The following is a 14193-nucleotide window of genomic DNA, read 5'->3' on the forward strand; positions in this document are numbered from 1 at the left end:
GGATAACTTAAAAAAACCACTAAAAGTAAAAAACCAACGTGGGTTGCCCGCAGCACTTGAGTCGATACGGGGTGAAATGCGGCGGTAATGATTTGAAAAATAGAGAAAATAAGTGCCGTATAAAACAGCGCTTTGGGCCAGTCACTGGTGCTTGCACCTAGGCCTTGTTCGGAATCGCTCATATTTATGCCTCACAGCATTAGACAACAGAGGGCGACGCAGCACTTGGGGAATCACCCAAGTGCTTAGTTGGAAAAGGGTCGCTCAGATTGAGGTTACACCCTTAGAGTGCGCCAACTTCTTTGAAATAACGCTCCGCACCTGGGTGCAGCGGCGCTGGCAGATTTTTGGTCGCTTTGTCTAATTGAATCGCTTTTGCCGCTGAGTGCGCATTACCGAGACGATCTAAATGTTCAAACATCAGTTTGGTCATCTGATAGGCTAAATCGTCCGACACACCCGCTTGAGTGACAAATAGGTTTTGAATCGCAACCGTTGAGACATCAGCAGTTTGACCTTCGTAGGTCGATGCGGGGATGACTCCATGCTGATAGGCAGGATTATTAATTTTGAGGATCACATCTTCGGGGACTTCAACAAAGTTGATTGGCATCGTCGCAGCTAAATCACGGATCGCCGCCATCCCTAAGCCCGAGGATTGTAAGGTTGCATCTAACTGACGGTTTTTAATCAGCTCAACGGATTCAGCGTAAGGTAAAAACTCAACCTTGCCCATATCCTCATAGCTTAAACCAGCCGCTTTGAAGATGGCGCGAGCATTGAGTTCAGTACCAGACTTAGGTGCACCGACAGAAATACGTTTACCTTTTAAATCAGCTAAGGTTTTGATACCTGATTCTTTACTCGCCACTATTTGAATATAGTTAGGATAAGCGGCTGCGAGCACGCGAACCTTATCTAACGGTTTTTTAAAGCCTGCATCGGCATCGCCCTGATAGGCCGCAGCCACTGAATCACCTAAGGCTAAGGCCAGCTCACCACGACCGGCTTGCAGCAAGTTAAGGTTTTCAACCGAGGCTTTAGTGGCTTGTACTGAGGTCTTCGCGCCTTCAATACCTGTACCATAAAGTTGCGACAGTGCCACACCAATCGGGTAATACACACCACTGGTACCACCGGTCAGAATATTGATAAAGGCTGGTGCGGCCGCCATCGTGGCTGCACTGAGTGAGAGGGTTAAAGCGGCGCCCACGGCGATAAAACGTTTGTTGATTTTCATGCTTAAATATCCTTATTTTTTATTGTGTTATATAGGGTAAGAACAATATATACCATTGATTATTTATTTTAGTATCAGACCTTATATACCCAAAACTGTTCAAAATACAAGCTTTAACACGCCTTTCGATACAAGCTAGACAGTGAGTTTTTACGGCTAATGTGCCGAGTTAATCGGGGTAACCATGAGTCGATAATGCGTAGATTACATCTGCATCTAGGAACATATCGGCAAGTGTGTTGCATTCAGAATGTGTGGATTTGGGTGAAGAAAACCATAGCAAAAGACTCAAGCATTGTAGATATTGCTTTAGTCTAGGTGAGGTCCTAAATAAAGGCGTTCTAGCTTATTAATATTTAAAAAATCAGTATGTTAGCGTTTTTGTGTTTGCGGAATAAATTATCGTTAAGTGGGTGAGAATAAAAAACGGGCTAATAAAAAGGGCTAACCGTAGTTAACCCTTAATCAAGATATTGGAAGCGCACCCTAAGGTGTCACAATATTACTTAACGTTATCGAGGAGGCCTTTAGTCGCGTTTTTGGCGTGCTTTGCAGCGCGTTTTTCCTTGATCGACATTAACGGCTTTTTCTTGGCCTCTTTGCGATTTTTTTGCTCTTTACTCATAGTTAACTCCATGTACTTTCAGTGGTTGTTCATCAGGCTAATCATGTAAGCCATTTGCGTAAAACCCGTTCCATGATGTCCTGATTAAAGCGAAACGTTTAAACTCGAATTACACCATTTTTTAAATCACAACTATTTAAAACGATTGGTAATTTATTTGAATTTGTTTGCCTCTCTGAGCTGTACTCGCAAAATAATCTTATCACCGAAATCCTAAGGAAGATCCACTCGCTGCTTAGAATAATTCACGCTAATGCTAGTGCTAATCTGTATATAAAATATGCGGTTCAGAACACGGTATTTACACATTTCATTACCTTACCTGCGAGTCGATTTTCCCAGTATACCGCCGAGTAATCCGCGTAAAATTTGTTTTCCGAGTTGATTACCAACGGTTCTTGCCGCTTGTTTCGACAAGGTTTCGGCTAATCCTTGGCGGCGTTTATTACCAAAGATAAGCTCGCTAAACCAGCCTTGCTCAGCTGCTTTGGTCGTTGGCGTACTGGTTGTTTGCGCAGTACTGCTGCCATTCGTTTGTTCGGTATGACGTTGATTCAGTCGCTCATAGGCGGATTCACGATTGACTAAGGTATCGTATTTACCACCAATCGGACTCTGATGACGGATAGCGGTTAACTCTTCGGTCGTGGCTGGCCCCATCCGGCAGCGTGGTGGTGCTATTAAGGTGCGCTCAACCATAGTCGGCACACCTTTCTCGGCAAGGGTTGACACTAAGGCTTCGCCCACGGCGAGTTGTGAAATTACCTCGCTGACCACCAATTTAGGATTCGATACAAAGGTTTCGGCTGCGGTTTTAACGGCTTTTTGATCCCTTGGGGTATACGCCCTGAGGGCATGCTGAATGCGATTGCCGAGCTGACCTAAGATCTCGTTAGGAATGTCGTCGGGAAATTGCGAACAGAAATATACCCCGACGCCCTTGGAGCGGATAAGCCGCATAATTTGCTCTATGCGTTTAAGCAAACTTGCTGGGCAGCCCTCAAATAATAGGTGTGCCTCATCAATAAAGAAGACTAATTTAGGTTTATCGAGATCGCCGACTTCGGGTAAATTTTCAAACAGTTCTGATAGCAGCCAGAGTAAGAAGCTGGAATAGAGGCTAGGGGTCAAGATGAGTTTATTGGCGGCTAACAGGTTGATAATGCCGCGCCCTTGCAAATTAGTGCGCATCAAGTCTTCGAGTTGAAGTGCAGGTTCGCCGAAAAAGTCGTTACCCCCATCGCGCGCTAAACCAAGCACTGAGCGTTGAATGGCGGCAAGGGATTGGGCGCTGATAAGCCCATATTTGGCTGAGATGTCTTTGCGCTCATCGGCCACTAAGTTCAGCATGGCGCGCAAATCGTCGAGGTCGAGTAACAATAAACCTTGGTCGTCAGCCAGTTGAAACACTATGTCTAAAATACTGCTTTGGGTGTCATTGAGCTCGAGAATGCGCCCGAGTAAGGTCGGCCCCATTTCACTCACGGTTGTGCGTAATGGATGACCTTGCTCTCCTGCCAAATCCCAGCAAACGACGGGGTTTGCCTCGGTTTGATAATCTACTATCCCGATTTCTGCCGCCCGCTTCAATAGCTTATCGTTTGGTGTGCCCGCTACACCGAGTCCTGAAATATCCCCTTTGATATCAGTAAGAAAGACGGGTACACCTTGGCGGGAAAAGCCTTCGGCTAGCGTCATCAGCGAAACGGTTTTGCCTGTACCTGTAGCGCCAGCGATCAGTCCGTGGCGGTTGGCATATTTAAGATTTAAGTGAACCTGTTGCTCACCTTTACCTAAGAGTAGAGTATTCAAGCGCAGTCCTTGTCTTAATTAACGCCCCAAGGTGAACCAAGGGGGAGTTGGTCATGGGTGGATAAAAAAACATCACTCAGTGTTTGCCTTTCGTGGATCTGTGTCAATATCGTTGAGCACATAATCGATACAGCTCAAGTAAAGCTTGGCAATGTTAGTTTGGCTAAGTGTAGTTATTTTGTAGCATTTGTTGCGGAGCCGAAGATGAAAACCCCATTGATTATGTTAGTCTTGTCCACATTATTATTGACCTCTGGCTGTGCTGAGCTAGCCTGTTCCGCCCGGACGGATGTCGACCCCTATGAACCCATGCTAGATAAGCAGCGCTGCGTGGATGAGGCGGATAAGCAGTTAACTGCCCATGAAAAGGCCAAAAAGGCTGAAGAGGAACAACAGCTTAAACAAGCTGTGGATCGGGCGATTCAACAACGTCAATAGCAAGGATTGGTATGAAGGGAGCGGGAGGAACACAGGGCGGTATTGGCCAGTTTTTTATTGGACTTGCCATGATGTGTGCAGGATTCTATCTGTTATTCAATGCGATACAGGTAAGTTCCAGTTTTGGGCTAGGTTACGGCCTCTACCGCATGAATGCCTTTGGACAGGGATTATCGATCACCACAGGTATGGTGATGCTGCCGTTTATCCTCGGGATAGTGATGGTGTTTTTTGATGCCAAGACTAAGCTCGGTTGGCTGCTTACCTTAGGCTCCTTAGTCGCCTTACTTGTAGGCGTGATCAGCTCGATTCAGTTTCACTTTAAAGCCATGTCGGCCTTCGATTTGATCGTGATTTTAGTGTTAGCCTTTGGTGGGCTAGGGCTGTTTTTGCGCTCGTTAAAAGCGGCTCCTACTGAGCAGAATGATCCCAAATAACGGCTAAACTGAAATGTCTATTGCATACCCATAGCCGAGGAAATCCAATGCGTTGGCGTGACAGTGATCGCAGCTCCAATATCGAAGACAGACGGGACCAACAGATGGCGTCGGCGGGCGTGCCCAGTGCGCTCTTGCTTAGGTTATTGCCTTTTCTGCTGCAAACTAAAATCGGTCGAGTGGTATTGCTGCTGGGCGGGTTATATTTTGCGTTTCAATATTTTACCGGCGGATTATCCCTCGAACCGAGTAATCAAGCGGGGTTTAGTCAGTCTCAATCGGCCAGTAATACCGCGGCTCAAGATGAAAATGCCCAGTTTGTGGCGGCGATTCTTGGCACGACGGAGACCGTTTGGAATCAATTGCTACAAGGGCGATATGTCGAACCTAAGCTAGTGCTTTATCGCAATATGACTTCAACCGGATGCGGTATGGGGCAGGCGCAATCGGGGCCTTTCTATTGCCCCGCTGACAGCAAAGTCTATATCGACTTGAGTTTTCTCGAGGAATTGAAAAAACTCGGAGCGCCGGGGGATTTCGCCTTTGCCTATGTTATCGCCCACGAGGTCGGTCACCATGTACAGAACCTACTCGGCACCAGCACTAAAGTGCGTCAGGCCCAGCAAGCCGCTGGCAAGGCGCAGGCCAATCAACTGAGTGTCGCCCTCGAATTGCAAGCCGACTGTTACGCTGGCGTGTGGGGGCATTATGTCGATAGACAGCTCAATTTGCTTGAGCCTGGCGATGTAGAAGAAGGCATTGCCGCGGCCAGTGCCGTGGGGGATGATCGCCTGCAAAAAATGGCGGGTCGCGCCGTGCAACCCGAAGCCTTTACCCATGGTAGTTCGGCTGACAGAGTGAAATGGTTTAATATCGGCTTTGCCTCCGGCAAACCTGCCAGCTGCAATACTTTTAATAGCAAATAGCAAATAGCAAATAGCAAATAGCAAATAGCAAATAGCAAATAGCAAGCTGGTAATCGCGCCAACGTAGGATGGGTAGATGGCATTTGAAGATAGGTTTCGGCTCAGTAGTCATGCAGTGATTACCAATGAGTTAGGGCAAGTGCTGCTGCTCAAAGCGAACTATGGCAATTTTGCTTGGGGCTTACCCGGCGGCGCCTTAGAACCAGGAGAGACCATTCACGAAGCGCTGCTGCGCGAATGCCAAGAGGAATTGGGATTAGAGGTGAACATTCACTATCTTAGCGGCGTGTATTATCACAGCGTCTATCAATCCCAAGCTTTTATCTTTCGTTGTGAGTGTGCATCTGCCGATGCGCTGATTCGCTTAAGTCATGAACACTCAGAGTTTGCCTTCCATGATATCGACACGCTTAGCGCGGTTCAGCAGCAAAGAATTAAAGATTGTCTTAATTTCAACGGTGTTGTCGTGAGTGCGAAGTTTTAAGGCTTTATCAGTAAACTTGGAGTTAATCGGTTTAGGTTTGCGCGATTAGATTTTTAAGCAATGTACCTTTTAAGCCTAGATTTTCACCCATGTAAAATCATTCAGTTAGGCTGTCTCTTGCTTTTTGTTAATAAAATCAAATGGTTTAGTTCGCGCTCGCCCTGTAAAATTTAACAAAGACTGTCTTGATAAACTCCCATACCTCCGAACTTAACAAAAGCAATCTTAATCATTTTTGATAAAGATGATCAAATTAGCGGTCAGGGGCGCATTGTTAGATTACTGCTATTCGTAAATATCTATTACGTGCTTTGGTTCAAACCATACTTCCATACCAGATCTTATTTCTTCCGTGCAGTAAGGGTCATTATCAAGTTGACCTCTATAAATGTTATTGATGCGGTCTTTAACGATCACCCACATGCGCTCTACATTTACCTCTTCCACGCCAGCGTCATCCTCCGTAATTATCTGGAAGATGAGTTTAACCAGTTGTCCTGTTTTAAGATTGCTCCTTGCCTCAAAAGAGGGAATCCAGAAAGTATCTGAATGCTGATGGTGAATGGCCTCACCATCATTGAGTTCCCATCCATCAATTTCTATGCGGGCAAACTTATCTTCCATAGTGCCTCAGTAATCTAACGTTTAAAGCAAACGCGTGGTGCGAGTTTGTTAGGGTCTTATGCCAGTTTGTATATGACACTGTCCCCTAAACTGTTTTAGTTTTATAGCCGAAAGCTAGCTTGCCATATATGGGAATACTCACACAATTGCTCAATTATCCATGCTGCAATTCCGAGGGATGGTGTATTCCTTTAATTGTTAAGTCGTTTTGGGTGACTTAAAACATTGAAGAGTTGTGGATATCTTGTTTCGCCCGGAGCGCAGTGGAAAATTTGTCCGATAGCTGCGCCTTGTTATGCATCCTCAAGACTCACACCGAACTTCTTGACTCGTCTTTTGTTAATTTCGCTCTCGCCTGCAATTCTTCTTAACGCTTCTGTAGCCCTATTCGCAATTTCCTTTTGTTGATCACTAGCACTTCCAAACTGACCAAATTTCAAACAGGTTGTGACGAAGGATGACAGGTGGCGACCACTTTCAGTTTTGAATAGTTTGTAATAATCATCAACCGATGTGCTCGCTAACACCACCTCGTCACTTGGGTTCCAGCTATTTCTACCAGCTATACGATCTAACACTTGTTTCGCTGTCTCAGTAGTAACTGACCGATTATATGTATCATTGAATTTATCTATAACCTCCTGATCTCTAGTATCACCAAAGAAATTATTCTTCTTTATGTTAAAAAGTTCAGTTTCTTCCTTTCTATTTTTTATGTAGAAATCAATGATTTCAGAAGCCTTTTCTTCCTCACCCAATTCTCTAAATAGCGAGACAGTTCCATTGAGATTTGTAGGCGTTATATATTTACAGTTTTCCTTAAAACTCTCATATAAGCCATTTATTACTTCGTCGCCGTTATCATTAAATGTATCATGGTAGAGACGCCAGGCATTTGTGAATGATCCCTCAGATTTGGATGCTATAATCTGTTGGTTTTTATCAGCAGCTTTTGGTTTGAACTCATCTACAACGAAATAGCCGGTTTTTACCGCTTCAGATAACAACAGGTCTAATTCGTCAGTTAGCAGATAGTTATATGCTTGTAGAGTAGTTTGCCATTTTTTCTGCTGTTCGCTGACTTTCTCGTCCCCAATACCTAACAAGGTATAACCTTTTTTAGTAATAAATTCTAAAGGAGGTATTTCCTCATTAGAGTTTGAGCAAAAATAACTCCACGCAAACAGCACTAGTGAATGTAAAACTTGATCTAATATTTCTGGCTCGTACTCTTCAACCAGTGGGAGTGCTAGAGTTGTTAGCCTCTCAATTTTTTTAAGAATACGGATATTTCGAATTCCGAGACTTGTAGTTAGCTCCCTCAGCCTTAAATAATTAGGTGTTTGTTCAGAATAGGCTATTTCCGCACATTCTCGAGGATCGGGGGCAAATGCAAGCTCAGTATCAATCACTTTTTCACGATACTTTTCATAGTCGCCCAAACCTTCCTCACCATCGTTAAGAAGCAATACTACCTTGCACTCCTTTTGCTCCTTTAGCAGCGAGACCAGCCCCAAAACATCTTTTACATCAAGACCTTTTCCTTTCCTTTCTAAATCATCAATGCATATAAGCGTCTTATTTAATGACAAAAATGAAATTGTTTCTATAGCAGGGCTAAACGACTTAATTAATGGTGCACCTTTAAAGAGGTTAAATGATTGCCTTCCAAATGACTCGATTAGACATGTAGTGTTGTTCCTGAATGTTTCGAGACTAGCCTCAGTGCCGACAATCTCTTTATTTATTACATTTTCAAAAATTGTGTATTTAAAGGCTTCCAATGAGTTAATGCCGAAAAGAGAAACGTAAGAGTAGCGTTTGAGGTTTAACTTATTTTCATCACAAGCCTCTTTAAGAAACTTCTTCCAGCTATAGGTTTTTCCGACACCCCATTCACCTTTGATCGCCATAACTTCTGGCTGATCTGAGGATAAAAACTGAAAAATTTGATCTTTGATTACCTCGACGGACATCGTTGTTCCTTCAAAAATGCATAACTTCTTAGTATTTATGCGCTGCGCTGTTTGCGAGGCATAAATCGCTTGTTGGACTTGGTCGCTGCCACATCCATGTCAATTGGTATAAATGATGCTATAGGAATCTGCTATTTTGCGGTAGCGGTTTTTTATACGGTTCGGTGGGTAATCACTTGATATTGTTTTAGCTTTATCATTCTTTTCTGGCTGGCAAAGATACGCAAAGGTTAATAGGATTAAGCGCTGTCATGGAAGTGACCGTCCGTGACATGGTCGCTCTTTCACATCCATGTGATCGCGACATTCGTAAATCCTTTTACATCAGATGCCGTCGTCGAGCCCTCAGGGATGAGTTAATGGCGTGTCACTGGAATGACAGTGCTTAAGAATGGACTGTGCCATACCGATCATCTTATGGCTATTGTCTCGTACCTCTTGGCTTATGCCTCTTGTCTTGTGGATCAGGCGCGCAGGTGGGATTTCTTCTGTTATAATGCCTCCTCGATTTTTTGGAGGCGAGAATGGACGTATCTTCTTTACTAGACGGCCTGAATGATAAGCAGCGCGAGGCTGTCGCGGCACCGCAATCTAGCATGTTAGTGCTTGCGGGGGCGGGCAGTGGTAAAACGCGGGTGTTAACCCACCGTATCGCGTGGTTAATGCAGGTTGAACAGCAGAGTCCTTACTCGATTTTAGCCGTGACGTTTACCAATAAAGCTGCGGCCGAGATGCGCGAGCGGGTTGAAAAAGTCGCTGGCACCAATATGGGGCGGATGTGGATTGGCACCTTCCACGGGCTGGCGCATCGTTTATTACGCACTCACTTCCAAGATGCGGGATTACCGCAAAGCTTCCAAATTCTTGATTCGGACGATCAGCTGCGCTTGCTGAAACGCATCCTGAAAAGTTTGAATCTGGATGAAAAACAATATCCTCCCCGTCAGGCACAGGCCTATATCAATGGCAAGAAAGACCAAGGTCTTCGTCCTAAGCATATCGATGCGGGTGGTTTTCCGATTGAGCAGAATCTTTTAAAAATTTATCAGGTCTATCAAGAATCCTGCGATCGCGCAGGTCTTGTCGACTTTGCCGAAATCCTGCTGCGTGCCCACGAGCTTTGGCTCAATAAGCCGCATTTGCTGGCACATTATCAAGAACGTTTTAAGCATATTCTGGTGGACGAGTTCCAAGATACCAACGCCATTCAATATGCTTGGATCCGCGTGCTGGCAGGCCAAACCGCTAACGTGATGATAGTGGGTGACGACGACCAATCTATTTACGGTTGGCGCGGCGCTCAGGTTGAAAACCTGCACCGCTTCCTGAAGGATTTCCCGACGGCGACTACGATTCGCCTCGAGCAAAATTATCGCTCCAAGGGCAATATTTTGAAGGCATCAAACGCCCTTATCGCCAATAACCCCGAGCGTTTAGGTAAAGAGTTGTGGACCGACGAAGCCGATGGTGAGCCGATTTCCCTCTACTGCGCCTTTAACGAAATGGACGAGGCGCGCTTTATTGTCGGCCGTATCAATGATTGGTACGAAAAAGGCGGCAATTTAAGTGACTGCGCGATTTTATATCGCTCAAACGCTCAGTCGCGCGTGCTCGAAGAAGCCTTATTGCACAAAGGTTTAGCTTATCGTATTTACGGTGGCCTACGCTTCTTCGAACGCCAAGAGATTAAAGACGCTATGGGTTATATGCGGCTAATCAGCAATAAAAATGACGATGCCGCCTTCGAGCGCGTGGTTAATACGCCGCCCCGTGGGATTGGCGATCGCACCTTAGATATTCTGCGTTCGACCGCGCGTCAGCAGGAACTCACCCTGTGGCAGGCTTGTTTACGTTTGCTGGATGAAAAAGTGCTTGCGGGTCGTGCTGCCTCTGCGGTACGTGGTTTTATGGATCTTATCGTCACCCTACAGGAAGAAACCCAGGATATGGCGCTGTACCGGATGACGGACACAGTGATCCAAGCCTCTGGCCTCAAAGCCATGTACGAAGCGGAAAAGGGCGAAAAGGCCCACGCTCGTATCGAAAACTTAGAGGAACTCGTTACCGCCGCGCGCACCTTCGAAATGCCAGAGGAGCTTGAGGATATGGGCGAGCTTAACGCCTTCCTATCCCACGCTGCCTTAGAGGCGGGCGAAGGTCAGGCCGATGCCTTTACCGATGCCGTACAGTTAATGACACTGCACTCGGCCAAGGGGCTGGAGTTTACTTTGGTGTTTATGGCGGGTGTCGAGGAGGGGATCTTCCCGAGTAAGATGGCGCTCGAAGAGGGTGACAGACTCGATGAGGAACGCCGACTCTGTTACGTGGGCATGACCCGCGCGATGGAAAAACTCTATATCACCTATGCCGAGTCCCGCCGTATTTATGGCCGTGAAGATTACGCCCGTCCATCGCGTTTTATTAAGGAAATCCCGCCGCAATATGTGGACGAAATTCGCTTAAAGGCGCAGGTGTCGACGCCGATGGCCAATAATCGCTTCAGTGCGCAAAAGTCGGCGGTCGCCAACGATACTGGCTTTAGCGTCGGCCAAAGAGTGCATCATCCAAAGTTTGGTGACGGCAAAGTGACTAACTTTGAAGGCAGTGGCGCACAGGCGCGGGTACAGGTGAATTTTAGTGATTTTGGCAGTAAGTGGCTGGTGGTGGCTTACGCGCGCTTAGAGGCGCGTTGATTGGTATGAATGTCATGATTTTGTGACAGTTTCAGCCTGCGCAAATTCGCTTAAAAGGGGGCTAGGGTATATGATGTTTACCCTAGCAACCGAGATAAAAAATTAGGTTTGGGAGTAGTTAGTTAATGAATCTAAAGCAGAAGTGGGACGTGTATTCCCGCCTGACTCGACTCGACCGTCCTATCGGCACCTTGTTATTACTCTGGCCGTGTTTGATGGCGCTGGTGCTAGCAGCAGGTGGTATGCCCGATCTTAAGGTACTCATTATCTTCATTATTGGTGTGGTGATTATGCGTGCCTGTGGCTGCATTATTAACGACTATGCCGATCGCGATCTCGACTCCCATGTTGAACGTACCAAATCCCGCCCTCTCGCCAGCGGCGAAATCAGCACCAAAGAAGCGTTATTACTGTTTGTGATCTTAGGTTTAGCCGCTTTTGGTTTAGTCTTACTGCTCAATGGCTTAGTGGTTAAATTATCCGTTGTAGGCATTATCCTCACCATTATTTACCCCTTTACTAAGCGGGTAACAAACATGCCGCAGATGTTTTTGGGTGTGGTATGGAGCTGGTCTATCCCCATGGCCTATGCGGCGCAAACCGGTGAAGTGCCCATCGAAGCTTGGTGGTTATTTGCGGCGAATTGGTTTTGGACCGTGGCCTACGACACTATGTATGCCATGGTCGATAGGGATGATGATTTAAAAGTCGGTATCAAATCGACCGCCATTCTTTTTGGCAAATACGACCGTCAAATCATTGGATTATTTCAACTGGCTGCACTGCTGTGTTTTATTGCAGCCGGTTGGAGTGCCGACCGTGGCCTGCTCTATGGTCTAGGATTGCTGACCTTTGTTGGTTTTAGCACTTACCAACAGATGTTGATTTTTGGCCGCGAGAGAGCCCCTTGTTTTAAAGCCTTTCTCAACAATAACTGGGCAGGGTTAGCCTTATTTATTGGTCTGGGAGCCGATTACCTGTTTTAAGTTTTCCTCTCCGTTGGTATGAGTGCTATCAGGCGTGTCGCCTGATAGCCGTTCAAAACTTAGTTCAAGCCGCGACTCACTGACTCGAAGTGGTATCCTGCGTCGCATCAATCTGCGGATACTGACTGGCTGAACTTTGGATGTCAGAGCATTGGTAAGCATTTCCCATCATAGTCACAGAGCCTAAAAACTTAAGCGGTTGATAGAGATAAACAGTATCGGCGCCGAGCGCATGGCTTTTGATGCGCATCTCGTTGAGTGTACCCCACACCATATCCCTATCACTGTGCAGCCAATAATCATAGAAATGCCCCTGCGAACCAATCACTGTGCCTTTATAAGTACAGTTTTCAATAGCTGCGGAGTTTTCCCATAATATTTTGACATGTGCCGATTCCTCAGTAGGAAAGGTAACACACGCTGTTACATTAAGGCCGAGTAATAACATTAATATTGTGCGAAAATTCATTTATTTATGACTCATATTCAGACTATTAATAGAAATCGGCTAGCTGAAAGAATATTATTAGCTGATTAATACTTATTGTTGATGACTTAAGTTATTTACGTCCTAATACTTTTATCCCAGCTTTACTACGATCTGAGTTTCCATATACTTCAATTTTTTTAACACAGCGGCGGGCGCCTAATGATTTCCATTCCGAGTGTTCATCTTTGTCGATATCGGTATCAAATTTGATGGTGCGGGTTTTATCATCCCCATAGGTGACGACAACGCGATCGATACTCACATCTCTTTCTGCTTTGATTTTGATATATTTTGCCTGTCGGCAAATGATCAAAGGTATGGTGGCTGGATGATCGCCAATGCCGAGTAATATGGTGCGGCCAAGGGTGATTTCATCGTCATTATCATCTTTTTTTGCATAGGCAACGGATGTGGTAAACATCAAGAGTAAGCAGATAATTATTCGATTAATATTGAACGTCGAAAATAGACTAGATTTTATTAACATATGGCCTCCAAAAAATGGGGGCGAATCATAAAGTATTTAATGTAACCTAAATAGTTTTTTTATCGCTTAGTGCGGCTGATATCACGGGTTTTATTTGAATAAGGTCAATATGTGTTTTGCATTATGATACAAATGTAATTTAAATTATGCCGATATTATTTTTACTTTTAATTAGACTTAAATATCCCTTAACGCATGACATTTTATGATCTAAGCCAATTTACCGATTTTCAATATTTAGCAAATACTACAAGTTGCGTGCAGTTTTCTGGTAGATTGTGATAAATGCCACTCAGTTTGGTGGTCATCGTTGTTTAAGCTGGCGGTCTCGGAGTGAGTAACTGCTGCGGAGTGAGTGACAGCAGGATTAAGTTCAAAGGAGGTGAAGTATGCCGTGTCGACTTACACGATTATTTGGGATTGAATTTCCGATTATTCAAGCGCCTATGGCTGGAGTGCAAGGCAGTACGCTTGCTATCGCCGTGTCTGAGGCGGGTGGTTTAGGTTCATTACCTTGCGCCATGTTATCCCTCGAGGCGCTTGAAGCTGAGTTAACCGAAATCCGAGCTAACACGACTAAACCTATCAATGTGAACTTCTTTTGCCATAGCGAGCCTCTGCCACAGGCGGCCAAGCAAGCGACTTGGCTCGAACAGTTAGCCCCCTATTTTGCGGAATTTAATCTCGACTCAAGTGTGCAGCCTGCTGGCGCCCAGCGTACACCCTACAGCAAGTCACAGGCCGAGGTGTTAGCTAAATTTAAGCCCGAGGTGGTGAGTTTTCACTTTGGTTTGCCCGATGAAGAATTGCTGCTGGAAATCAAATCCTGGGGATCAAAAGTTATCTCTACGGCGACAACCGTCGAGGAAGCACTCTGGCTTGAGGCCCACGGCGCCGATGCGATTATTGCCCAAGGTCTTGAGGCGGGTGGGCACCGAGGGCACTTTTTATCCGAGGATTTAACCGAGCAGCTCG

At 45.6% G+C, this 14193-nt stretch carries 15 protein-coding genes; 7 read left to right on the forward strand and 8 right to left on the reverse strand.

Annotated features, from left to right (window positions below):
• From L976_RS22775 to L976_RS11350, 4 genes are all read right to left on the reverse strand, one after another.
• Positions 1-182 (reverse strand): hypothetical protein (locus tag L976_RS22775; RefSeq protein WP_156143253.1); only part of this gene is annotated, 182 nt, incomplete at its 3' end.
• Between the two features lie 101 nt (positions 183-283).
• Positions 284-1240, reverse strand: coding sequence for a TAXI family TRAP transporter solute-binding subunit (locus L976_RS11345; protein WP_037413561.1), 957 nt, complete (start codon positions 1238-1240; stop codon positions 284-286).
• Between the two features lie 502 nt (positions 1241-1742).
• A complete protein-coding gene (locus L976_RS23770) occupies positions 1743-1865 on the reverse strand; it encodes a hypothetical protein (protein ID WP_037413559.1) in 123 nt (40 codons plus the stop codon).
• A gap of 318 nt (positions 1866-2183) precedes the next feature.
• Positions 2184-3677 (reverse strand): helicase HerA-like domain-containing protein, encoded by a 1494-nt coding sequence (locus tag L976_RS11350; RefSeq protein ID WP_047536791.1) that lies wholly within the window; start codon positions 3675-3677, stop codon positions 2184-2186.
• Positions 3678-3881: 204 nt separating this feature from the next.
• On the opposite strand from L976_RS11350, the gene L976_RS11355 reads away from it, so the two are divergent.
• The 4 genes from L976_RS11355 (at position 3882) to L976_RS11370 (ending at position 5962) form a co-directional block, all read left to right on the forward strand.
• The gene (locus L976_RS11355) at positions 3882-4115 is read left to right on the forward strand and encodes a hypothetical protein (RefSeq protein ID WP_037413552.1); all 234 of its coding nucleotides are present in this window, start codon (positions 3882-3884) and stop codon (positions 4113-4115) included.
• A gap of 11 nt (positions 4116-4126) precedes the next feature.
• The gene (locus L976_RS11360) at positions 4127-4552 is read left to right on the forward strand and encodes a hypothetical protein (RefSeq protein WP_047536794.1); all 426 of its coding nucleotides are present in this window, start codon (positions 4127-4129) and stop codon (positions 4550-4552) included.
• A gap of 47 nt (positions 4553-4599) precedes the next feature.
• On the forward strand, positions 4600-5478 hold the full coding sequence (gene ypfJ, locus L976_RS11365) for a KPN_02809 family neutral zinc metallopeptidase (protein WP_047536796.1): 879 nt from the start codon (positions 4600-4602) through the stop codon (positions 5476-5478).
• Between the two features lie 76 nt (positions 5479-5554).
• Positions 5555-5962, forward strand: a complete 408-nt coding sequence (locus tag L976_RS11370; RefSeq protein ID WP_047536799.1) for an NUDIX hydrolase — start codon at positions 5555-5557, stop codon at positions 5960-5962.
• 285 nt (positions 5963-6247) lie between these two features.
• Here L976_RS11370 and L976_RS11375 read toward each other — a convergent pair whose 3' ends face one another.
• Together L976_RS11375 and L976_RS11380 are read right to left on the reverse strand one after the other, a co-directional pair.
• Positions 6248-6586 carry a DUF2314 domain-containing protein gene (locus tag L976_RS11375; RefSeq protein ID WP_047536802.1) on the reverse strand — a complete coding sequence of 113 codons (339 nt, stop codon included), beginning with the start codon at positions 6584-6586 and terminating at the stop codon, positions 6248-6250.
• A 293-nt stretch (positions 6587-6879) separates the two neighbouring features.
• Positions 6880-8562, reverse strand: a complete 1683-nt coding sequence (locus tag L976_RS11380; protein ID WP_047536803.1) for a hypothetical protein — start codon at positions 8560-8562, stop codon at positions 6880-6882.
• A 524-nt stretch (positions 8563-9086) separates the two neighbouring features.
• Here L976_RS11380 and uvrD point away from each other — a divergent pair.
• Both uvrD and ubiA read left to right on the forward strand, forming a co-directional pair.
• Positions 9087-11255, forward strand: coding sequence for a DNA helicase II (gene uvrD, locus L976_RS11385; protein WP_047536806.1), 2169 nt, complete (start codon positions 9087-9089; stop codon positions 11253-11255).
• 125 nt (positions 11256-11380) lie between these two features.
• The gene (gene ubiA / locus L976_RS11390; protein ID WP_047536808.1) at positions 11381-12241 is read left to right on the forward strand and encodes a 4-hydroxybenzoate octaprenyltransferase; all 861 of its coding nucleotides are present in this window, start codon (positions 11381-11383) and stop codon (positions 12239-12241) included.
• A gap of 76 nt (positions 12242-12317) precedes the next feature.
• Here ubiA and L976_RS11395 read toward each other — a convergent pair whose 3' ends face one another.
• Together L976_RS11395 and L976_RS11400 are read right to left on the reverse strand one after the other, a co-directional pair.
• Complete coding sequence (locus L976_RS11395) at positions 12318-12710, reverse strand: DUF4156 domain-containing protein (RefSeq protein ID WP_047536811.1); 393 nt, start codon at positions 12708-12710, stop codon at positions 12318-12320.
• Between the two features lie 91 nt (positions 12711-12801).
• Positions 12802-13218 carry a DUF2541 family protein gene (locus L976_RS11400; RefSeq protein WP_047536814.1) on the reverse strand — a complete coding sequence of 139 codons (417 nt, stop codon included), beginning with the start codon at positions 13216-13218 and terminating at the stop codon, positions 12802-12804.
• 389 nt (positions 13219-13607) lie between these two features.
• Here L976_RS11400 and L976_RS22370 point away from each other — a divergent pair.
• On the forward strand, positions 13608-14193 hold a 586-nt coding region (locus L976_RS22370), incomplete at its 3' end, for an NAD(P)H-dependent flavin oxidoreductase (protein ID WP_197062276.1).

The organism is Shewanella sp. ZOR0012, from assembly GCF_000798835.1.
Taxonomy (GTDB): Bacteria; Pseudomonadota; Gammaproteobacteria; order Enterobacterales; family Shewanellaceae; genus Shewanella; species Shewanella xiamenensis.